At 69.9% G+C, this 20362-nt stretch carries 18 protein-coding genes; 5 read left to right on the forward strand and 13 right to left on the reverse strand.

Annotated features, from left to right (window positions below; all coding sequences use genetic code 11):
• Positions 1 to 11: 11 nt before the first annotated feature.
• From M0G41_RS12180 to M0G41_RS12195, 4 genes are all read right to left on the reverse strand, one after another.
• The gene (locus M0G41_RS12180) at positions 12 to 947 is read right to left on the reverse strand and encodes a hypothetical protein (RefSeq protein ID WP_248209605.1); all 936 of its coding nucleotides are present in this window, start codon (positions 945 to 947) and stop codon (positions 12 to 14) included.
• Between the two features lie 242 nt (positions 948 to 1189).
• Complete coding sequence (gene pyrF, locus M0G41_RS12185; RefSeq protein ID WP_248209608.1) at positions 1190 to 1894, reverse strand: orotidine-5'-phosphate decarboxylase; 705 nt, start codon at positions 1892 to 1894, stop codon at positions 1190 to 1192.
• A complete protein-coding gene (locus M0G41_RS12190; protein ID WP_248209611.1) occupies positions 1887 to 2747 on the reverse strand; it encodes a 5'-nucleotidase, lipoprotein e(P4) family in 861 nt (286 codons plus the stop codon). The genes pyrF and M0G41_RS12190 overlap by 8 nt, the downstream gene beginning before the upstream one ends.
• A gap of 53 nt (positions 2748 to 2800) precedes the next feature.
• Positions 2801 to 4780: a UvrD-helicase domain-containing protein gene (locus M0G41_RS12195; RefSeq protein ID WP_248209663.1), complete on the reverse strand. Its 1980-nt coding sequence runs from the start codon at positions 4778 to 4780 to the stop codon at positions 2801 to 2803.
• Positions 4781 to 4910: 130 nt separating this feature from the next.
• Between M0G41_RS12195 and M0G41_RS12200 the strand changes: the two genes are divergently transcribed.
• From M0G41_RS12200 to M0G41_RS12220, 5 genes are all read left to right on the forward strand, one after another.
• Complete coding sequence (locus tag M0G41_RS12200) at positions 4911 to 5540, forward strand: thymidine kinase (RefSeq protein WP_248209614.1); 630 nt, start codon at positions 4911 to 4913, stop codon at positions 5538 to 5540.
• Positions 5541 to 5650: 110 nt separating this feature from the next.
• Complete coding sequence (locus M0G41_RS12205) at positions 5651 to 7240, forward strand: ExeA family protein (RefSeq protein ID WP_248209617.1); 1590 nt, start codon at positions 5651 to 5653, stop codon at positions 7238 to 7240.
• Positions 7241 to 7242: 2 nt separating this feature from the next.
• Entirely contained in the window at positions 7243 to 7983 is a 741-nt protein-coding gene (locus M0G41_RS12210; RefSeq protein WP_248209618.1) for a general secretion pathway protein GspB, read from the forward strand.
• Positions 7984 to 8017: 34 nt separating this feature from the next.
• Positions 8018 to 8698 (forward strand): rhomboid family intramembrane serine protease, encoded by a 681-nt coding sequence (locus tag M0G41_RS12215; RefSeq protein ID WP_248209620.1) that lies wholly within the window; start codon positions 8018 to 8020, stop codon positions 8696 to 8698.
• Between the two features lie 87 nt (positions 8699 to 8785).
• Positions 8786 to 9109: a DUF1820 family protein gene (locus tag M0G41_RS12220; protein WP_248209622.1), complete on the forward strand. Its 324-nt coding sequence runs from the start codon at positions 8786 to 8788 to the stop codon at positions 9107 to 9109.
• A gap of 247 nt (positions 9110 to 9356) precedes the next feature.
• Here M0G41_RS12220 and M0G41_RS12225 read toward each other — a convergent pair whose 3' ends face one another.
• From M0G41_RS12225 to lexA, 9 genes are all read right to left on the reverse strand, one after another.
• Complete coding sequence (locus tag M0G41_RS12225; RefSeq protein ID WP_248209634.1) at positions 9357 to 10697, reverse strand: ATP-binding protein; 1341 nt, start codon at positions 10695 to 10697, stop codon at positions 9357 to 9359.
• Positions 10698 to 10749: 52 nt separating this feature from the next.
• The gene (locus M0G41_RS12230) at positions 10750 to 11433 is read right to left on the reverse strand and encodes a response regulator transcription factor (protein WP_248209636.1); all 684 of its coding nucleotides are present in this window, start codon (positions 11431 to 11433) and stop codon (positions 10750 to 10752) included.
• A gap of 23 nt (positions 11434 to 11456) precedes the next feature.
• Entirely contained in the window at positions 11457 to 11936 is a 480-nt protein-coding gene (locus M0G41_RS12235; protein ID WP_248209639.1) for a hypothetical protein, read from the reverse strand.
• A complete protein-coding gene (locus tag M0G41_RS12240) occupies positions 11936 to 12868 on the reverse strand; it encodes an arginine deiminase-related protein (RefSeq protein WP_248209641.1) in 933 nt (310 codons plus the stop codon). The genes M0G41_RS12235 and M0G41_RS12240 overlap by 1 nt, the downstream gene beginning before the upstream one ends.
• Complete coding sequence (gene dusA, locus M0G41_RS12245) at positions 12865 to 13872, reverse strand: tRNA dihydrouridine(20/20a) synthase DusA (protein ID WP_343226484.1); 1008 nt, start codon at positions 13870 to 13872, stop codon at positions 12865 to 12867. Before dusA ends, M0G41_RS12240 begins: the two co-directional genes overlap by 4 nt.
• Before the next feature lie 289 nt (positions 13873 to 14161).
• Positions 14162 to 17230, reverse strand: a complete 3069-nt coding sequence (locus M0G41_RS12250) for an error-prone DNA polymerase (RefSeq protein ID WP_248209647.1) — start codon at positions 17228 to 17230, stop codon at positions 14162 to 14164.
• A complete protein-coding gene (locus tag M0G41_RS12255; RefSeq protein WP_248209648.1) occupies positions 17227 to 18651 on the reverse strand; it encodes a Y-family DNA polymerase in 1425 nt (474 codons plus the stop codon). The genes M0G41_RS12250 and M0G41_RS12255 overlap by 4 nt, the downstream gene beginning before the upstream one ends.
• Positions 18652 to 18654: 3 nt before the next feature.
• Positions 18655 to 19269: a translesion DNA synthesis-associated protein ImuA gene (gene imuA / locus M0G41_RS12260; RefSeq protein WP_248209650.1), complete on the reverse strand. Its 615-nt coding sequence runs from the start codon at positions 19267 to 19269 to the stop codon at positions 18655 to 18657.
• A 1-nt stretch (position 19270) separates the two neighbouring features.
• A complete protein-coding gene (gene lexA / locus M0G41_RS12265) occupies positions 19271 to 19879 on the reverse strand; it encodes a transcriptional repressor LexA (RefSeq protein ID WP_248209672.1) in 609 nt (202 codons plus the stop codon).
• Positions 19880 to 20362 lie beyond the last annotated feature (483 nt).

The following is a 20362-nucleotide window of genomic DNA, read 5'->3' on the forward strand; positions in this document are numbered from 1 at the left end:
GCCGAACCGGCTCAGCCGCCGGACGCTGCCGGTGCGGTGTCGGAGGCCTCGGCCGGCGCCTCCTCCACGGCGGGCGCCGCCGGCTCGTCCAGCGACTTCTCGATTTCCTGCAGCGCCTCGGCGCCGTACCAGCGACCGTCACGCTGGGTCATCGTGGTCTCGAAGCTCAGCGGCTGGCCGAGCAGCTCGTAGTTGACCTGGACCACCGCCTGATCGCCGCTCTGCGACTTCACCTCACTCTTCACCGAGGCCAGCGACTGGTCAAGGTCCAGACCGTAGACCTTGAGCACGTCCTTGACGCCAAGGAAGACCATCCCGGCCTTCTGCATGGCGGTCTCGAAATCCATCGCCTCGACCTCATCGAGAGTCTTGACGCCGAGCTTGCGGGCGGTGCCGACCATGCTCGACAGGGCCTGGCGGGCCTTGTCGCGGTCGAAGAACTGCGCACCCTCCAGCCACTTGGCGAAGGCGTCGATGAAATCCGTGGCCTGCTGCTTCTGGGCGGCGCTCAGCTTGGCCGATTCGTTGATCGCCTGCACCGCGAAACCGCGGCCCATGCCGACCATCAGCGGCAACTGCGCACCCATCTCCGCCTCGGCCTTGGCCAGCTGCGGCTCGAGCTCGGCGTACAGGGTGGCCTCGGCGTCAGCGGCGGTCACCTTCGCCATGGTCTCGGCAAACTGCTGCTTGTCTTCCTCGGTGGCCGGATCCTCCTTGACCCGCTTCGGCCACTCGGCCTTCATCTTCTCGTACTGCGCCGGCGGCACGGCCAGCTGGATCAGCGAGACGAAGTCACCCTCCCGCAGCTCCTTGGCCTGCTGGGCGACAGTCTCCGCCGGCCCCATCTCCTTGGCAGCCTCAGCGGTATCGGCCGGGTCCTTGGATCCGCATCCGGCCAGTCCGACCAGAAGCAGGGCGAGGGCGGCAAAGGAAGCCTGGGTACGCATGTCGCTCTCCGGGGGTGCGTGAAGGCCCCGCACTTTAGCAGACCGGCCTGGTCGCCCGCGGGAGCCTTGGGGAAAGAAAACGGGAAGCCGAACTGCGCCGGCTTCCCGCGAGGTCTGACCGAGGTCAGAAGGAACTTGCTTGTCAGGGCGTTGTTGTCGGCTGTCGCCGTTGGTTCGGCGAAAAGCTTACTTGCGGCGTATTTCAAATGCAACGCATCACATAGACAAGGCAAGTTACTGATTTATTTAAAACAAGCTGCAATCTCCGCCTGCATGGCCTCGGCCGCCGCCCGCGGGTCGGCCGCCTGGCGGATCGGTCGCCCGACCACGATGTGGCTGGCGCCCCGGGCAAAGGCGGTGGCGACGTCGACAGTGCGCTTCTGGTCATCGCCCACCGGCCCGCCGGGACGGATGCCGGGACAGACGATCAGGGCCTCCGGGCCGAGAGCGCTGCGCAGCGCGCCGGCTTCCTGGCCGGAGGCCACCACGCCATCGCAGCCGTGACGCAGGGCCGCACGGGCCCGGTCCAGCACCTGCGCCTCGGGCCCGCGGGTGATGCCGAGCTCGGCCAGGTCCGAGGCGTCCATCGAGGTCAGCACCGTCACGCCCAGCAGTTTCACCGAGCCCTTGGCCGCGGCAGCCGCCTCGATCATCCCCGACTGCTGGGCGTGGATCGTGCACAGCCCTACCGGATAGCGGGCGATGCCGGCGACCGCGTGGCCGACCGTCGCCGGCACATCGTGGAACTTGAGGTCGACGAAGATCTGCTTGCCGCGGCCGGCCAGATCTTCGAGCACCCGGAAGTAGTCGCCCGAGGTCAGCAGTTCCATGCCAAGCTTGTAGTAGGTGATCGCGTCCCCGAGCAGGTCGATCCAGCGCCGCGCCTCGGCGGCGCTGGGCACGTCGAGAGCGAAGATCAGCCGGTCGCGTGACGGGATCTCAGTCATGGCGCAGGCTTGCGCGCGGGCAGTCGGCTGCCGCGGCATCGGCGCAGCCGCGGCGCACGGCGCTCTCCCATGAGCCGTAGGACGGGTTGGGCAGCATGATCCAGCGCTGCCCCCACCAGCTGCGGTACGACTCGACCAGACCGTGTCGCGTCGCCACATCGGTGGCGATGCCGTCGAGGAAGTCGCCGAGGTTGTCGCCGAGCATCAGCAGGACGCGGTGCTCGCGGCCCACCCACTGGCGGCGCGTCGCCTTCTCGCCTTCGGGCGCCCGCGGATCGCCCTTGAGCAGCACGTTGCTGCCGTCTGCGGCGATCGGGAAGCCCAGTGCGCGCAGGTTGTCGACGGTGGCCGCGCGCTCGTTGGCGTGACCGCGGTTGGTGACGAAGAACACCGTCACGCCGCGCGAGGCGGCATGGTTGGCAAAGGCGAGCGCACCGGGCAGCGCCCGGGCGCGGCGCTCGTTGACCCAGCCCTCCCAGCGGGCCAGCGAGTAGGGCTCGCCGTCTCGGATGCCGCGGGCCTGGAACGGCGAGTTGTCGATCATGGTCTCGTCGGCATCGACGATCACCGCCGGCTTCAGCCCGTCGACAGCGGCGCCGGCGCGTTCGACCGGCGGCAACGCGTCCCAGCCCGGATCGAGCAGGGCACGGTCAGTTTGGGCGATCGCCAGATTGAAGGCGCCGAGCACCGCCGCGTGGTACTCGGCCGCGGTCTGCATCCACAGCGTCGCGTTGAGGTTGTCGTGGGCCGCCGCGACGGGGGCCGGCGGCGGCGGGGCCGGCTCGCGCACCGGGGCGGCGCAGCCGGCAAGCATCAGGGCGGCAAGGGCCAGCGAGACGGGCAGATGGCGCATGGTCGGATCCAGGTTTCGGCTCGGGCGCGAGTCTACACGCCCGGGATGTCCGTTCAGTCGCCGAGCAGGGCGGCGATCGCGCCCATCCGCGCGCGGGTGCGCTCCTGCTTGACCTCGGCGTGCAGGGCGGGATCCTCGCCGTCGCGCAGCAGGTCCTCGGCCGGCAGTTCGGACAGGAACCGGCTGGGCTCGAGCCGATGCACCTCGCCCCACTTGCGCGCCTGCCGCGAGTGGCTCAGCACCAGCTGTTCGCGGGCCCGGGTGATGGCGACGTACATCAGCCGACGCTCCTCGTCGAGCCGGCCCTCCTCCATGCTCGCCTCGTGCGGCAGCACGCCCTCCTCGCAGCCGACCACGAACACGCAGCGAAACTCGAGCCCCTTGGAGGCATGCAGGCTCATCAGCCGCACCGCTTCTCCGGCCTCGCCGCGATCAGCGTGGCCGAGCAGGGTCAGCTGGTTGGCGAGGCCATCGAGACCGCTGCCCTTCGCGCCCTCCAGCCAGCTCGACAACTCGTCGAGATTGGCCCGGCGGCGCTGGAAGCCCGACTCGTCCTTGCACTGGGCGCGCAGTGCGGCAAGCAGGCCGCTGCGCTCGAGGGTCTGCCGGCAGACCTCGGCGGGCTCGCTGCCGCGGGCATGATCGCGCAGCTGTTCGACCAGGGTGGCGAACTCCGAGAGGCCGCTGGCCGCGCGGGCTGGCAGCTGTTTGAGCAGATCGATGCGCCCGGCCGCCCGGGACATCGGCAGGCCGGCATGTCGGGCCAGCTCGGCGAGCCTGGCCAGGGTCGCCGTCCCCACATCCCGCTTGGGCGCGCCGATGGCGCGCAGGAAGGCAGCGTCATCGTCGGGATTGGCCAGCACACGCAGCCAGGCCAGCAGGTCCTTGACCTCGCCACGGTCGAGGTAGGCGGTGCCGCCGGAGAGGTGGTACGGAATCTTCAGCAGCTGCAGCGCCTTCTCGATCGCGCGCGACTGGAAGTTGCCGCGGAACAGCACGGCGAAGTCGCTCCAGGCGAACTTGCGGGTCTGCTGCAGGAAGCTGATTTCGGCGGCTACGCGCTCGGCCTCGTGCTCGGCATCGCGGCACTCCCAGACCCGGATCGGCTCGCCCTCGGCGTGCTCGCTCCAGAGTTTCTTGACGTGGAGATGCGGGTTGTTGGCGATCAGGGTGTTGGCCGCGCGGAGGATGCGCCGGGTGCAGCGGTAGTTCTGCTCCAGCGGGATCACCTTGAGGTTCGGGTAATCCTTGCCGAGCTGATCGAGGTTCTCGGGATTGGCGCCGCGCCAGGCATAGATCGACTGGTCATCGTCGCCGACGCAGGTGAAGGCGCCGCGCGGTCCGGCGAGCAGGGTCAGCAGGCGGTACTGGGTGAGGTTGGTGTCCTGGTACTCGTCAACCAGCAGGTAGCGCAGCCGCTCGCGCCAGGCGGCGGCGCGCTCGGCATCGGCCTCGAGCAGGGCCACCGGCAGGCGGATCAGGTCGTCGAAGTCGACCGCGTTGAACGCCGCCAGCCGCCGCTGGTACTCGGCGTAGGCCTCGGCGGCCTCGTGCTCGCGCGGGCTGGCGGCGCGCTCGGCGGCCTGCTCGGGCGAGAGCCCGTCGTTCTTCGCCCGGGAGATCAGGCCGCGCAGCGCGTCCACCGCATCGGGCTTGGCGCCCTTGGGCAGCAGCTCCTTGAGCAGGCCGGCGCTGTCGTCGGAGTCAAAGATCGAGAAGCCCCGGCGCAGGCCGGCCGCAGCGTGCTCGATCTGCAGGAAGCGCAGGCCCAGCGAGTGGAAGGTGCAGATGTTCAGGCCTTCGGTGCGATCGGCACGCAGTCGCTTGCCGATGCGCTCGCGCATCTCCTTGGCCGCCTTGTTGGTAAAGGTGATCGCGGCGATCTTGGCCGGGGCGAGCCCGCGGTCGGCGATCAGGTGGGCGATCTTCTCGGTGATCACCTTGGTCTTGCCGCTGCCTGCCCCCGCCAGCACCAGCAGGGGGCCGACGGTGTAGTGGACGGCCTGGGCCTGGGGCGGGTTGAGCTGTGACATGGACACGGCAGGAAGCTGGAGCGGCGGCGCAGTGTAGCCCGAGCCGACCGGCTTGCCCGCCCGCGGCGACCGCCATCGGGTCCGGGGCCTCGGGTGGTATCCTCCGCGGCCCCCACAGGAGCCCTGCTGCTTGGCCAAGCTGTACTTCTACTACTCGGCGATGAATGCCGGGAAGACCACCACCCTGCTGCAGAGCGCGCACAACTACCGCGAACGCGGCATGCGTACCCTGCTGCTGACGCCGCGGCTGGACAACCGCTTCGGCGAAGGCGTGGTGGCCTCGCGCATCGGCCTGCGCTCGGAGGGAAGGGTTTTCGGCCAGGACAGCGACCTGCTGGCGCTGTGCCGCGCGGACATCGAACAGCAGGGCCCTCTTCACTGCGTGCTGGTCGACGAAGCCCAGTTCCTGACCAAGCGCCAGGTCTGGCAGCTGACCGAGATCGTCGACGCGCTGAACGTGCCGGTGCTGGCCTACGGGCTGCGCACCGACTTCCGCGGCGAACTGTTCGAGGGCAGCCAGTACCTGCTGGCCTGGGCCGACAGCCTGTCCGAAATCAAGACCATCTGCCACACCGGCCGTAAGGCGACGATGGTCGTGCGGGTGGACGATCAGGGCCGCGCCATCACCGACGGTCCGCAGGTCGAGATCGGCGGCAACGAGCGCTATGTCTCGGTCAGCCGGGCCGAGTTCAAGAAGATCACCGCCGGCGAGGGGCGCATCGAACTGCAGCAGCCGAGGCTGCCGCTGGATGAGGTGTAGGGAGGCTGCGAGCCCCGACTGCTTAACCGTTTCGTAACGCTCGGCGCGCAGGCGCGCCGTTACCCTGTCCCCGCACGCCCGCTACCCGCGGGCGCGACTGTCTTTGGCCCATGTACCTCGATTTCTACGGACTCAAGGAAGCACCGTTCTCGATCACGCCCGATCCGCGCTTCGTGTTTCTCAGCGAGCGCCACCGGGACGCGCTCGCGCACCTGCTGTATGGCATCGGCCAGGGCGGAAGCGGTGGCTTCGTGCAGCTCACCGGCGAAGTCGGGACCGGCAAGACCACCCTGTGCCGGCTTCTCCTTGAGCAGCTGCCACCGGACACGCGAGTGGCGCTGGTGCTCAACCCGCGGCTCTCGCCGATCGAGCTGCTGGAAACCATCTGCGAAGAGCTGAAGATCGATCTGACCGGTCGCCGCGGCAGCCTCAAGGCCCTGGTCGACGGACTCAACGTCTACCTGCTCGATGCCTATGCGCAGGGCCTGCGGGTCGTGCTGATCATCGACGAGGCGCAGAACCTCTCGGCCGAGGCCCTGGAGCAGGTCCGCCTGCTGACCAACCTCGAGACGCCGACCCAGAAGCTGCTGCAGATCATCCTTCTCGGCCAGCCTGAACTGCGTGACCTGCTGGCACGCCCCGACCTGCGCCAGCTGACCCAGCGGATCACCGCGCGCTACCACCTGACCCCGCTCAGCGCCGAAGAGACCGAGGCCTACGTGCGACATCGGCTGTCGGTGGCCGGCTGCCAGCGCATGCCCTTCACCCGCTTGGCCCTGCGCCGGCTGCACGAGCATGCCGAGGGCGTGCCGCGCCTGCTCAACGTGATCGCCGATCGCGCGCTGATGGCGGGCTACGTGCACAACCGCCAGCAGATCGGCGAGCGCGATGTCGACCGCGCCGCGCAGGAGTCGCTGGAGCGCGTCCGCCGCCGTTGGGGACGGATCGGCGCTCCCGCGATCGCCGCCCTGGTGGTAGGCGTGCTGGTCGCCGCAGTCGCCCTGTGGCCCGAGCGCGATCCGCCTGTGGCTGAAGAGACGACGGATGATGCACCCAGCGTCGAGGAACTGGCCCCGCCGACGCCGATCGCCGACCTGCTCGCGGACGCCTCCTACAGCCAGCAGGGCGCCTGGACCAATCTGCTGGCCTTGTGGACGGTGCGCGCCGAGGAGGTCGATGTCAGCACCGCGATGCGCTGCGCCCCCCAGCCCGCGCCCGGTCTCTACTGTCTGCGCGGCGCCGGCAACCTGGCCAAGCTCGAAACCCTGCGTCGACCGGTGATCCTTCGCCTGTCGGCCGGAGAGAGAGAAGGCTGGGCGGTGCTGCTCGGCCTGTCGCGTTCCCGCGCGCGGCTGTCACTCGGCGGCGAGTCGATCGACGTATCCAGACGTGATCTCGAACGCAGCTGGCTCGGCGAGTACTTCGCGCTGTGGCAGGCCCCGGCATTTCTGCCTTCCGGCACCCTCAAGAGCGGCGACAGCGGCCCCGGGGTGGAGTGGCTGCAGCAGCGACTGGTCTCGCGCGGCCTGCTCGCTGCAACCCGCCACCCGGCGCTATATGACTCCAGCGTAGAGGCCTCGGTGCGCAGCCTGCAGGCCGCGCACGGGCTGGTTCCGGACGGCATCGTCGGACCGGAAACACTGCTTGCGCTGGCCGCGGACCAGCCCGGCGGACCGCGTCTGCGGACACGGCTGGAGTAGGCATGTCGCTGATCCTCGAAGCCCTGCGCAAATCCGAGGCCGAACGCCAGGCGGCCAGCCTGCCGGGGCTGCTCACGCCCTCCCCGGCAGCCGCCCGCATGCAGCGCCGGCACCCGGCATGGCTCTGGTGGCTGCCCGGGATGCTGGCGGCAGGCCTGCTGCTCGGCTGGTGGCTGCCGCATTGGCTGAAGGATGCGCCGCCGGCCGAACCGCAGGCGGAAGACAGGCCGAAGGAGCCGGCGGCCACGCCCGTCGTGGTCGAAGCGGCTCCCGCGCCTTCACCGCCCGAACAAACCGCTGGCCCCGCCACGACCGAGCGCCCCGATACGCCGCCCGCGGCGCTCAGGGAGCCTGCGCGGCCAACCGCCGCCCCCCCGATGGCCATACCCGCCGATACCGCAGCCCCCGTCGAGATCGCCATACCGGCCCCGCACGCCGCTGCCCCGCCTCTCGCAGCTCCCGTCGCCCCTGAACCCTCCGTTCCCGCGACGCCGGAACCCGCCGCCCCGCGACTGGCCCGTCTCGCCCAGATGCCCTCTGCACAGCGTCAGCGGCTGCCAGAGCTCAAGCTCAGCGTCCATGTGTTCAACGATGATCCGGCGGCGCGCTTCGCCATCGTCGATGGTCGACGGCTGCAGGAAGGCGACGCCGTGGGTACCGGGGTGACGCTGCGCGAGATCCGCCGCGAGGGCCTGCTGCTGGAGATCGATGGCGGGTCCTGGCTGCTGGAGCGGCCACGGTGAGGACGGCTGCGCGCGACTGGCTCCAACCCGCGTCATGTTCATAGACGTCCCGTCCCGGCATCGGGCGCGGCTGGTCTGGGCGACCCCGATGCTGGTGCTGGTCTCGGTCGGCGTGTTCCTATGGCTGGTCACCCGAGCACCCGAGACCCGCCTGCTGGTGCTCGAACGCTGGGGCGCCGTGCCCGAGCTGCTCAGTCCAAGCGGGCGCCTGGACCTGGCCAGCCTGCGCCAGTTGCTGACCCTGGCCACGGCCCTGCTCATCCATGCCGACTGGCTGCACCTGGTCGGCAATCTGCTATTCCTGCTCATCTTCGGCCTGCCCGCCGAACGCGCACTCGGCGGCGGCCGGCTGCTTGCCCTGTTCCTGCTCGGCGGGGTGGTCGCCAACCTCTCCGCGGTGTTCGCCTTGGCCAGCTCGCGCTCGGTCATCGTCGGCAGCAGCGGTGCCGTCTCCGCCCTGATCGGCGCCTACCTCGTACTGTTCCCGCGCGCCCGGCTCGGATTCGTCGTGCCGCTGGGGCTGTTCCTGGAGTTCGTGCGGACCCCGGCGCCGCTGATGATCGGCGTATGGGCCGCGCTGCAGCTGGCCTTCACCGTGGTCGGCCCCGGCTTCGGCGCGGTGGCCTGGTCGGCCCACGCCGCCGGCTTCGCCTACGGACTGCTGCACGGGGCGCTCAGCCGAGGCGCCGTGCGCCGCCGACACCGCGGCGCATGAACCGCTGCGGACGCGCCGGTCCGGCTTCACCCTCGCTGCAGCGCGCCATCGGGTAGGCTTGGGCCATTACCCCACAGCCCCGCGCCAATGTCCCACCGCACCCTCTACAAGATCACCTTCCTCAACGCCGGCAAGATTTACGAGCTGTACGCGCGTCAGGTTGCGGCCTCCTCGCTCTGGGGTTTCACCGAAGTCTCGGAGCTGGTCTGGGAAAGCGGTGACAGCGTGGTCATCGACCCGACCGAAGAGCGGCTGCGCGACGAGTTCGGCCAGACCCGCAAGCTGCACCTGCCGATGCAATCGGTGATCCGGGTCGAGGAAGTCGATCGCAAGGGCCAGCTGGCCATCCGCGATTCGCAGACCGGCGACCGCATCGTCACGCCCTTCCCGGTGCCAGGACGCCCACGCTGATCGTACCGGCGCGGAAAGAGCGCTTCGGGCGCGAAGTTCGCATTCGCCACGGTCCCGCTGTAGGAGCCAGCTTGCTGGCGATAGGCGCCACGGATGGGACGATCGCCAGCAAGCTGGCTCCTACATTCGGGTGTTGTGGAAGGTCTTCTTCGCGCCCTGAATCGCCTTTCCGCGAGCCCGCCGTTTCCGCTTCCGGAGGGCCCACCGACGCCCGCCATCCCGGCGAACGGAGGCAGACGCCTGGCGCTCAGCCGGCCGGCGGAATCACCACCTCGAAACGCGAGCCTCCCAGTTCCTCGGAGCGGGTCACCGTCAGCTGGCCGCGATAGGCCTTGACGATGTCGAGCACGATGGCGAGGCCAATGCCGTGGCCCTGCACCCGCTCGTCGCCGCGCACGCCGCGCTGCAGCAGCGAGGCGATCTTCTCCTCGGGAATGCCCGGACCGTCGTCGTCGACGGCCAGCAACAGGCCGGGCCGGCGCCCGGCCGTGCCGGGCAGCGCACGGGTGGTCAGCAGCACCCGCTGCTTCGCCCACTTGAAGGCGTTCTCGACCAGGTTGCCCATCAGTTCGAGCAGGTCGCCAGTCTCTCCATGGAAACGCGCTTGCGGATCGAGCTCGAACTCGCAGTAGGCACCCTTCGAGGCGTAGACCTTCTCGAGGCCTCGCACCAGCTCCTCGGCGTGGCCGGTGATCTCGATGGGCGCAGCGAAACGCTGGTGGCCCGAGGTCGCCGCACGCGACAACTGGTAGGCGACGATCTCGTCCATGCGCTGGACTTGCTGGCCCACGTCCTCACGCAGCGGCGCGGTGTCCTCGCCCGACTCGAGCCGTGAGCGCAGCACGGCCAGCGGCGTCTTCAGGCTGTGGGCGAGATCGCCCAGCGTGTTGCGATAGCGCTTGAGATGTTCGCGCTCGCTCTCGATGAAGCCATTGAGGTTGTCGGTCAGCACCGCCAGCTCGCGCGGGTAGGCATCCTCGAGCCGGTCGGTTTCTCCTCGCTCGACGCGGCCGAGGTCCGCCACCACGCGGCGCAGAGGCCGCAGGCTCCATCGCAGCATCACGATCTGCAGGATCAGCAGCAGTACGCCGGCGCCGCCGAGGTAGGCCCAGAGCGTGCGCCGGAACACCGCAATCTGCCGCTCGACGGTGTTCGCACTCTCGGCGACGAAGAAGGTGAAATCGATCGACTGGTCGGCACCGACTTCCCAGTTGACCCCCATGCCCAGACGGTAGATCGGTCCGACCGAGGACGGGAGCGGGCCGTCGAAACGCACTTCACCCCGATCGAGGTCCAGATCGAAGGGCAACTCGCGCCCCATCGCCGAGGGCGACTCCCAGCCGAATCCTTCACCGCGCACGCCGGCATACAGCCCGCTGTCTCCGGGTTGGGCGAATCGCGGCTCGGGCGGTTCGTCGTCGACCAGGATGCGGTTGGCCCGGGTGACCTCGGAGCGCGCGATATAGGCCTGCAGATAGGTCTGCAGGCGCTCGCGCTGCGAGGACAGGGCGGTGTCGGCGAAGGCCTGGTCGAGGGCGTAGCCGGTCAGACCGAGGAAGGCCAGCAGGCCGAGGCCCGCGGCCACCATCTGCCGCGCCTGGAGCGACCAGGCACGGCGCAGCCGGAACCCGCCTGCGGCCTCAGCCCTCGGATCGGGGGATGGCGAACCGGTAGCCCCGTCCACGCACGGTCTCGATCGGCTTCAGCGTTCCTTCGGGGTCCAGCTTCTTGCGCAGGCGTCCGATGAACACCTCAAGCACATTGGAATCGCGGTCAAAGTCCTGCTGGTAGATGTGCTCGGTGAGGTCGGCCTTGGAGACCAGCTCACCCGCGTGCAGCATCAGGTACTCCAGCACCTTGTACTCGTAGCTGGTGAGGTCGACCGTCATGCCCTCGACCGCCACGGTCTGCGCGGCCAGGTCGAGCTTGATCGGCCCGCACTCCAGCTGCGGCTTGCTCCAGCCCGCGGCGCGACGCAGCAGGGCATTGATGCGGGCGAGCAGCTCCTCGACGTGGAACGGCTTGACCAGGTAGTCGTCGGCACCGGCCTTCAGGCCCTCGACCTTGTCCTGCCAGCTCGAACGGGCGGTAAGGATCAGGATCGGGAAAGACTTCTGCTCGGCGCGCAGCGCCCGGACCAGCTCCATGCCCGACATCTTGGGCAGACCCAAGTCGACGATGGCGACGTCGAAGGGCACTTCGCGGCCGTGGTAGAGGCCTTCCTCACCATCGCTGGCCACATCCACCGCAAACCCCTCGCGGCGCAGGCGGGCGGCCAGGGTCTCGCGCAGCGGGGCCTCGTCTTCCACAAGCAGGATACGCATCGGGGTGTCTCTCCTTGTCTCGATCAGAAATGTTCCGGTGGGGAATCTTCGTCACCGCGTCTGCGGTCGGGGTCGGGCTCGCGATCCTCGCTGCGCGGGGGCTCGCGGTCGCGCTCCCGCGGCCGCTTGGGGTCATCCTGCACGATCTTCACACGGCCGTCAGGGGTCAGCACCTTCATCCGGTAGATTTCGCGGTCGCCGCGCTGGATCGGCCTGACCTGCAGTACCTTGCCCCCGGTTTCGCGCTCGATCCGGCGCACCGACTCCGGCAGGCGCGCATGCGACCGCTCTTCCCGGTCCTGGGCTGGAACGGGAACGGACACCGGCAGGGAGAGCGCTACCAGGGCGCAGACCGCCACCGTGAGCAGAAGGCGTCGAGGCCGGAGGCCCGGACCATGCCTGCGGGGCATCGCACGCACCGGGGTGGGATCGGTGACGAAGTGTGTTGCGGTCGCGGTGAATTCCCTCTGAACTGTCGATCTGGCTTTGCCGGCGCGGTTCATCAGAAGATCTCCGCGACGCAGCAGCGCAGCGAACCGCCGGCTTTCTCGATCTCGTCGAGGGCGACGCCGCGTACGGCAAAGCCCAGGCCCTGCAGGCGCGAGCGGCTGCGCGGAGACAGCGAATCCGCCGCGCGCTCGCTCATCCACACCCGGCCGTCGCGCAGCGCGATGCAGTTGCCGGCAAAGGCCTGGTGCTCGCGGCGGTCGAGTTCGACAACGGCACGGCTGCCATAGACCTTGGCCAGGGCTCCGGCGAGGTCAGCGGCGTGGTGCCAGCCCTGGCCGGCGACCACCGCGGCCCGCGAGCCAAGCAGGGCGAGCACCACATTGGCGTGGTACTCGCCGTCGCTCACCGGTGTGGCAAGGCAGGCGGACAGACCGAAGCCCTCGGCCATGGCTTCTGCGCCCTCGCGGTCGCAGCGCGGCGAGAGGCCGGCGATACCGATGCCGCGGCCGCGATCGATGACCAGGGTGCCGGTGAGCTCGGACAGGCCGGGCAGGTGGCGAAGATCAAGCTCGGCGTAGCCCAGAACGTCGCGAAAGAAGGCCCGGATGTCCTCACGCTCGGCCTCGGCCTGGCGCGCGGGGTGACGCATGCGGCCGATCAGCAGGCGCGCCGAACGGCTGTCGCAGGCGGTGGCGAAGACGTTGTTGGGAAACACCCCGTCGGGCTGGCCGGGGAGGCCGGGGAAGGTCACCACCGGCAGCTCCTCGGACAGCGCCCGGTGTAGCGCGCGGTGCTGGGCCAGCGCGCGCCCGGCGTCGATCTGGGTCGCCGACCCCATGTAGGCATTGTCGCTGGCGCTGTCCTCGCACCAGCGCAGCGCATCCGGACTGACCAAGAAGGCGCCGCGCGGATAGGCAGGCCGCGCCGGGGATGCCTGCCGGGCCTGCTGCGCCCAGCCGGCGATGTCCTCGACCACGCGGCTCATGCCGCGGCCAGCTCCGGCTCGACCAGGTCGAGCGCCCGCTCAAGCAGCTGCCAGTCGGCGCCGGGCCGGTGGCCCTCGGTGCTGAGCAGTCGGCGGAACGCCCGCCCCCCGGGCTGGGCGTGGAACAGCCCGAGCAGGTGGCGGAACATCATCGCCGCGCTGTCGCCGGCCGCCTGGCGCATGGCGAAGTAGTCGCGGTAACCGCGCAGCAGCTCGGATCTTGAACCGATCGTTCCGCCGAACATGCGGCACTGCATCTCATGCAGGAAATAGGGAGTGTGATAGGCCGCCCGGCCGAGCATCACGCCGTCCACGTGGGGCAGTTCGGCCTCGATGGTCGAGGCATCGGCCAGTCCACCGTTGAGGACGATGGTCAGCCCTGGGCGCTGCCGCTTCAGTTCGCGGACCAGGGCGTAGTCGAGCGGCGGAACCTCGCGGTTCTCCTTGGGGCTGAGCCCCTGCAGCCAGGCCTTGCGTGCATGCACGACGAAGTGTCGGCAGCCCGCCTCGACGCAGGCATCGACGAGGGCGAAAAGCGCCTCGCGCGGGTCCTGCTCATCGACCCCGAGGCGGCACTTGACCGTAACCGGAATCGATACCGCGCCGCGCATGGCAGCCACACACTCGGCGACCAGCGCCGGCTCGCGCATCAGGCAGGCACCGAAACGCCCTGACTGGACACGGTCCGACGGGCAACCGACATTGAGGTTGACCTCGTCGTAGCCATGCTGCTCGGCGATCCGTGCCGCTTGGGCCAGCACGCCGGGCTCACTGCCGCCCAGCTGCAGGGCCAGCGGGTGCTCCTCTCCGTCGAAGCCAAGCAGGCGCTCGCGATCCCCAAGCACGACCGCATTGGCGTGCACCATCTCGGTGTACAGCCAGGCGTCCCGACTGAGCAGCCGGTGGAACATCCTGCAGCGCCGGTCGGTCCATTCCATCATGGGCGCCACGGCAAGGATTTTCGCTGTCGGGTTCAACGGCTTGTAGGCTCTTGAGGACGGAATGAAGCGTGCTCGGCTGGCGGGAACCCGGCCTGCGGCATGCGTTGGCAGAACGCCCGCGCGCCGTTTCGGGACTCCTTGACCGGTGTCGTCGCGGGCGGCGGAACGGCGACTGCGACGGAACCTGGCCGGGCTGGGTGGGATCACGCCCGACGCGGCTGGCCAATCGTATGCCAGCCGGACCTCGCCGCGCCATGTTCGCCCGTGCCGCAGAGCGATTCGCGCGGCGTCGAGCACCGGGTGCATGCTACCGCTCGCGGCTGAAGCCCAGCCAAGCGTGCCGGGCGGGCGTTCAGCGAAAGTCGCGGCTCCTCACGTCCAGCCCATCGAGCAGCCCGCTCAAGTCGTGCAGGCGGCGGGCAACCAGATGGCGCACGCCCGCCTCGGCCTGCAGGCGGCCTTCCACCATCAGCAGGCGGGACTCCACCAGCGGCCGACGCTGGGCTTCGGCCACCTGGCGCCAGACCACGACATTGATCATGCCGAACTCGTCCTCGAGGGTAACGAAGGTGACCCCGCTGGCGGTCTGTGGCCGTTGCCTGCCGACCACCAGACCGGCGGCCCGCAGGCTGCAGCCATCCTCCATCTCACGCAGGTCGCGGGCGCTGCGGCAGCGTCGCGCGCGCAGCTGCGCACGCAGCAGGGACAGCGGATGCCGGCCAAGCGTCGTGCCAAGCAGGCGGTAATCGGCGTCGAGGTCCTGGGCGACGCTGGGCAGGGGCAGGGCCACCTGGCGCTCGCGGGGGCGGGTGGCGGCGCCCAGGAGCGGCCGGGCCGGCTCCACCGCTGCGACCTCCCAACGCGCGCGATGGCGCTGCCCGGCCAGGCCGCGCAGCGCCCCGGCATCGGCCAGCAGGGCGCGGGCCCGGGCATCGAGTCGAGCCCGTTCGCAGAGATCAGCCACATCCGCGAAGGCGCGCAGCGCACGCGTCTCAGCCAAACGATGACCGTCTGCCTCGGCAAAGCCGCGGATCATGTTGAAGCCCAGGCGCAGGGCGAAACCGCGACGGTCCGCCTCCAGCGAGCAGTCCCAGTCGCTATGGCGGACATCGACCGGGCGTACCGCGATGCCATGCCGGCGCAGGTCCTGCAGCAACTGGTCGGGACTGTAGAACCCCATTGGCTGGCTGTTGAGCAGGGCGCAGGTGAAGGCCGCCGGGTAATGGCATTTCAGCCAGCAGCTGGCATAGGTCAGCAGGGCGAAACTGGCGGCGTGCGACTCCGGGAAGCCGTAGCTGCCGAAGCCCTTGATCTGCTCGAACACACGCTCGGCGAAGTCCGCCGGGTAGCCGCGCTCGAGCATGCCGGCGGTAATCTTCTCGCGATGGTGCTCGAGCCCGCCGTGGCGCTTCCAGGCCGCCATCGAGCGGCGCAGGTCATCGGCCTCGCCCGGGCTGTAGCCGGCGGCGACGATGGCCAGCTGCATGACCTGCTCCTGGAACAGCGGCACGCCGAGGGTGCGCTCAAACACCTCGCGCAGCGCCGGCGAGGGATAGCTCACCGGCTCCTCGCCACTGCGCCGGCGCAGGTAGGGATGGACCATGTCGCCCTGGATCGGCCCGGGGCGGACGATCGCCACCTCGATCACCAGGTCGTAAAAGCAGCGCGGCTGCAGCCTCGGCAGCATGGCCATCTGCGCCCGTGACTCGATCTGGAACACGCCGATCGTGTCCGCGCGGCAGATCATCTCGTAGGTGGCCGGATCCTCGGCCGGAATGCTGGCCAGGGTGAGCTCGCGATCGTAGTGCCGATGAACCAGACCGAGGCAGCGACGCAGCGCGCTCAGCATGCCGAGCGCGAGGATGTCGACCTTGAGCAGGCCCAGCGCGTCGAGGTCGTCCTTGTCCCACTGCACCACGGTGCGACCTTCCATGCTCGCGTTCTCGACCGGGACCAGGGCGTGCAACGGCTGTTCGGAGATCACGAAGCCGCCGGGGTGCTGGGAGAGGTGCCGCGGGAAGCCGATCAGCTCGCCTGCCAGGACCAGGATCCGGTGCAGCAGCGGGCTGTCCGGATCGAAGCCCTTCTCGCGCAGCCGCTCGGGCGCCGGCAGATCATCGCTCCATTGCGAGGCGCAGCCGGCCAGCGCATTGATCTGATCGGACGGCAGGCCGAGCACCCGGGCGATGTCGCGCAGGGCGCCTGTGGCGTGGTAGCTGCTGACCACCGCAGTGATCGCCGCGCGCTCGCGGCCGTAGCGTTCGAAGACGTACTGGATGACCTCCTCGCGGCGCTGGTGCTCGAAGTCGACGTCGATGTCCGGCGGCTCGTTGCGCTCGCGCGAGACGAAGCGCTCGAACAGCATGCCGATGCGCTCGGGCCCGATCTCGGTGATGCCCAGCGCGAAGCAGACCACCGAGTTGGCCGCCGAGCCGCGGCCCTGGCAGAGGATCTGCCGGCTGCGGGCGAAGCGGACGATATCGTGCACGGTGAGGAAGTAGCAGGCATAGCCCAGCTCTTCGATCAGCGCCAGCTCCTTCTCCACCAGCTGGCGCGACTTGTCCGGCAGGCCCTCCGGCCAGCGCCAGACCAGCCCTTGCTCGGTGAGGTGGCGCAACCAGCTGTCCGGGGTGTGTCCCTCGGGGACCAGCTCATGCGGGTACTGGTAGCGCAGCGCGTCGAGCCGGAACCGGCAGCGTCGCGCGATCACCAGGCTTTCCTCGAGCAGCTCCGCTGGATACAGCTCACGCAGCGCCGGCAGCGGGCGAAGATGCCGCTCCCCGTTGGGATACAGGCACCAGCCCGCCTCGGCGACCGTGGTGTGGTGGCGGATCGCGGTCATCGCATCCTGCAGCGCACGCCGGCCCCGGGCGTGCATGTGCACATCGCCGCAGGCCACCAGCGGCAGGCCCAGCCGATCGCCCAGCGCCCGCAGCGTCAACAGGCGGGCGGCGTCATCGGGCCCGCGATGCAGGGAGACCGAGATCCACAGGCGGCCGGGGAAGCGCTGGGCCAGCCATTCGGCCTGCCCGCAGTCCGGCGAACTCCCCGGGCACCACAGCGCCATCAACCCGTCGAGGGGCGCGCCGAAGTCCTCGCGCAGCAGGCGATAGCGTCCCTTGGCTGCGCGCCGGCGGGCCGCGGTAACCAAGGCACACAGCCGCTGGTAGCCGGCCAGCTCCTCGACCAGCAGGACCAGCTTCGGCCCGTCCTCGACCTGCATCTCGCAGCCGACGATCAGCGGCAGCTCGACGGCCTTGGCCGCCTGCCAGGCGCGGACGATGCCAGCCAGGCTGCATTCGTCGGTGATCGCCAGCGCCGCGTAGCCGAGCTGGCTGGCCCGCTCGAACAGCTCACGCGCGCTGGATGCCCCGCGCTGGAAGCTGAAATTCGACAGGCAATGCAATTCGGCATAGCTCATGCGAACCAGCCGTGCAGCATGAAGCCGTCGCCGCCCACCGGACGGTAGATCCAGGCCCGCTGGCCGCTGGCCAGGCGGGCGATGTAATAGTCGCGACGGACATCTCCACCGTCCCACCAGCCCGACTCGATGCGCTCGGGCCCGGCCAGCAGCTCGGGCGCCGGACCGCGCAGGGGTAGCGGATTCGGCAGCAGCCAGCGTGGCCGCGCACCGAGCGTCTCGGGCAGTTCGATGGACGCCACGCGCTGGCTGAGCGGTTCACTGCGCGAAGCATGCTCGGGCCGATGATCGGCATGGCTGCGCAGGCCGTGCAGGGCAGCCTCGCCAAGCCGCGCCCTCAGCCGCTCGCGCAGCAGCTCCCAGGGCACCGCCTGCTGCGGTCGCTCCTCGAACAGCTCGCGGTGTGCCGGCACGAAGGCCGGCAGCTCGTCGGCACGCAGCGCCAGCCCACGCACCGGCGCCGGCACGCGAGCCTGCTCCAGCCGGCTCCGCGCCAGTTCGAAAAGCAATGCCGGATCACGCTCGGCGGCCAGCATCCCCACCACGACCTCGGTGTCCGCCCTGCCCTCGTGTTCGAGCTGGAGCACGAAACGCTGCACACCCCCGTCGCGGCCGGCAAGGAAGGCAGCCAGGTCAGCGGTCAGCCGGCGCAGGGGAAACAGCAGGGCCTGCGAGGACTCGACCTCGTGGCCCAGCTCGATGCGCAGTTCGAAGCGGTCCGGCGGCCGATACCAGTGCAACGGCAGCTCGCGCTCGCCCTGCAGCGCATCGAGCTGTTGCAGGACGCTGCGCGGAAAACGTCGGGCGAGGGTCTCGCGGGGCAGCGCCCAGACCTGGCGCAGACAGCGCAGGCCCATGCCCTGCATCGCCTCGCAGGTGGCCGCGTCGAAACCGGCCCTGGGTACCGGCAGCTGGCCCAGCGCCCGGCGCAGCGGCTCGGCGTGCTCGATGGCCAGCCCGTCATGCACGCGGACCAGGGCCCGGGCCGCCTCGGGATACGGCGCGGCGGCGATCCGGTGGCGGAAGCCCAGCGCGTCGAGCTCCTCGCGAAGCCGCGCCTCGAGCCGCGGCCAGGGCCCGAACAGGCGCAGGCTTCCGCGGATCTCGAGCAGCAGGCTTCGCGGGAACTGCATGCTCACCTGGGAGCTGTAGCGATAGGCCCAGGCAGCCAGCAGCGCATGGCTGCGCGCTTCGTCCTCGGCCGAGTACTCGAAGCTTGCAAAGCCGTCGGCCAGGGCCTGCGCAGCCGACAGCCCCATCCCGCGGCGCAGCCCCAGCGCGCGGGCCGGCGGATTGACCGCGTGCAGGACGCGGCGCTGGCTGGGCCCGTCGATCAGGACCAGCGGCGCGTCCGGATCGGCGCAGCGGCGCAGGACGCCGTCCAGCGCCAGCTCAGGCAGGAGGATGCAGGCCCAGCGCATCGCTCATTCCCCGAGCAGGGGAATCGGCATGGGCGGGGCGAGCCCCCCACGGCACTTCAGCACCCGGAGCTGGGCCGGGGCCGCATCGATGGCGATGCGTAGCGACGCCGGCGAAGGATTGCCCGCCTCACCGAGCGGTCGATAGGCAAAAGCCAGCGTCTGTCCGGACTCCGCAGCCACCTGCAGCCGCCGCAGCATCCGGTCATCGGCCTTCATCGGCCAGCACAGCACTGCTCCGCAGCTACCGGAACGCAGGCACTGCTCGGTCGCCCAGGCGGCCCCCCTGGCGTCCGCCTCGATCACCTGCAACGCAGAGAGACGCACGCCGGCGGCCTGCCAGCCCGGGGCAAAGGGCAGGTAGGGCGGCGCCACCAGCACCACGCGCTCACCGGCCCGGGTCAGGCGCACCAGAGTCGGCATCAGCAGGCCCAACTCACCCACGCCATCGGCGGGAATCAGCAGCTCGGTCAGCGCGGACTCGGGCCAGCCTCCCGTCGGCAGCAGGGCATCCAGCTGAGCATGCCCGCTGGGCTGTGCGCTGGGCGGCAGCGCGGAGGGCTGACCCTTCCACAGCCGCCGCTGATGCAGCAGCGCATCGATCGCGACCACGGCGCCCATGTCATCCCCGCCGGACCAGGCCGCAGAACACGCCCTCGACGGCAAAGTCCTGCCCTGGTTCGATCACCAACGGGGCATAGGCAGGATTGCGCGGCAGCAGACGGATCGCCTGCTCCCCGCGCTGCAGTCGTTTGATGGTGAGTTCGCCCTCGACCCGTGCCACCACCACCTGGCCGTCGCGGGCCTCGGTGCTGCGCCGCACGCCGACCAGATCACCATCCAGGATGCCATCGTCGATCATCGAATCGCCCTCGACGCGCAGCAGGTAGTCCGGGGCCGGCGAGAACAGCCGGGCATCCAGGGCCAGCGTGTCGACCAGGCCGGCATCGGCACCGATCGGCGATCCGGCCGCCACGCGACCGAGGATCGGCACCCGCAGCAGGTCATCGCGGGCACGCATGCCGGTCGGGCGAATGCCCCGGGCCTGCCCCGCCGTCAGCTCGATCAGCCCCGCCTCGGACAGCGCCAGCACGTGCTTCCGCGCCGCCCCGCGGGAAGCCAGTCCGCAGGCCTCGGCGATCTCCGCCAGCGTGGGCGGCTGGCCGCGCCCGGCCACGCGGTCGCGGATGAAGCTCAGTACGGCGGCACGTCGGGGACTCAGGGACTCCATGGAGTACATTTGTACTCCTCCTGCGATGAATGGAACAGCAGGGAATCTCGCAGTTCCGGAAATCAGCGGATGAGACGCGGACGAACGGCCCGGCATTCGGCCGGGAGACTATGTCCCAACCCGGCGCGGCCAGCGTAGGTCAGCACGGGCGAGCCCGATCCGCCCGTCGCCCATCCGTCGCTCCGACAGATCTCGCTGCGACCGCTTAAACGTTCATTACCGCAGGGCCTGCCCCACGCAGGCCTTCTGACCGGAGCCCGCAGAGTCAGGGTTTGCCTTGGAGACAAGGGCTGTCAGAGACGGAGCCTGGCCCATCGTACTCGAGCATTGATCCGTCAAAGGCCAAGGGCGAGTCCTTTGGGACTGGCTGTCCGGATAGGCCGAGAGACGCTGCGCGATCGGATTAATTGCAGGGCGCAGAACGACGAAACCTCCAGCGTGAGCCGGGGGTTGGACGTTTGAAACCTGAAAAGGGAAAGGGCC

Origin of the sequence: Pseudomarimonas salicorniae, from assembly GCF_023156535.1 — a bacterium.
GTDB lineage: Bacteria > Pseudomonadota > Gammaproteobacteria > Xanthomonadales > Xanthomonadaceae > Pseudomarimonas > Pseudomarimonas salicorniae.

Excerpts from the sequence above, each read along its gene's own strand:
- M0G41_RS12240 (WP_248209641.1), bottom strand. The coding sequence starts at position 12,868 with ATGAGCCGCGTGGTCGAGGACATCGCCGGCTGGGCGCAGCAGGCCCGG.
- M0G41_RS12235 (WP_248209639.1), bottom strand. The coding sequence starts at position 11,936 with ATGAACCGCGCCGGCAAAGCCAGATCGACAGTTCAGAGGGAATTCACC.
- M0G41_RS12205 (WP_248209617.1), top strand. The coding sequence starts at position 5,651 with ATGTACCTCGATTTCTACGGACTCAAGGAAGCACCGTTCTCGATCACG.
- M0G41_RS12215 (WP_248209620.1), top strand. The coding sequence starts at position 8,018 with ATGTTCATAGACGTCCCGTCCCGGCATCGGGCGCGGCTGGTCTGGGCG.
- M0G41_RS12195 (WP_248209663.1), bottom strand. The coding sequence starts at position 4,780 with ATGTCACAGCTCAACCCGCCCCAGGCCCAGGCCGTCCACTACACCGTC.
- M0G41_RS12190 (WP_248209611.1), bottom strand. The coding sequence starts at position 2,747 with ATGCGCCATCTGCCCGTCTCGCTGGCCCTTGCCGCCCTGATGCTTGCC.
- M0G41_RS12210 (WP_248209618.1), top strand. The coding sequence starts at position 7,243 with ATGTCGCTGATCCTCGAAGCCCTGCGCAAATCCGAGGCCGAACGCCAG.
- lexA (WP_248209672.1), bottom strand. The coding sequence starts at position 19,879 with ATGGAGTCCCTGAGTCCCCGACGTGCCGCCGTACTGAGCTTCATCCGC.
- pyrF (WP_248209608.1), bottom strand. The coding sequence starts at position 1,894 with ATGACTGAGATCCCGTCACGCGACCGGCTGATCTTCGCTCTCGACGTG.
- M0G41_RS12225 (WP_248209634.1), bottom strand. The coding sequence starts at position 10,697 with ATGGTGGCCGCGGGCCTCGGCCTGCTGGCCTTCCTCGGTCTGACCGGC.
- M0G41_RS12180 (WP_248209605.1), bottom strand. The coding sequence starts at position 947 with ATGCGTACCCAGGCTTCCTTTGCCGCCCTCGCCCTGCTTCTGGTCGGA.
- M0G41_RS12230 (WP_248209636.1), bottom strand. The coding sequence starts at position 11,433 with ATGCGTATCCTGCTTGTGGAAGACGAGGCCCCGCTGCGCGAGACCCTG.
- M0G41_RS12250 (WP_248209647.1), bottom strand. The coding sequence starts at position 17,230 with ATGAGCTATGCCGAATTGCATTGCCTGTCGAATTTCAGCTTCCAGCGC.
- imuA (WP_248209650.1), bottom strand. The coding sequence starts at position 19,269 with ATGGGCGCCGTGGTCGCGATCGATGCGCTGCTGCATCAGCGGCGGCTG.
- M0G41_RS12255 (WP_248209648.1), bottom strand. The coding sequence starts at position 18,651 with ATGCGCTGGGCCTGCATCCTCCTGCCTGAGCTGGCGCTGGACGGCGTC.
- M0G41_RS12220 (WP_248209622.1), top strand. The coding sequence starts at position 8,786 with ATGTCCCACCGCACCCTCTACAAGATCACCTTCCTCAACGCCGGCAAG.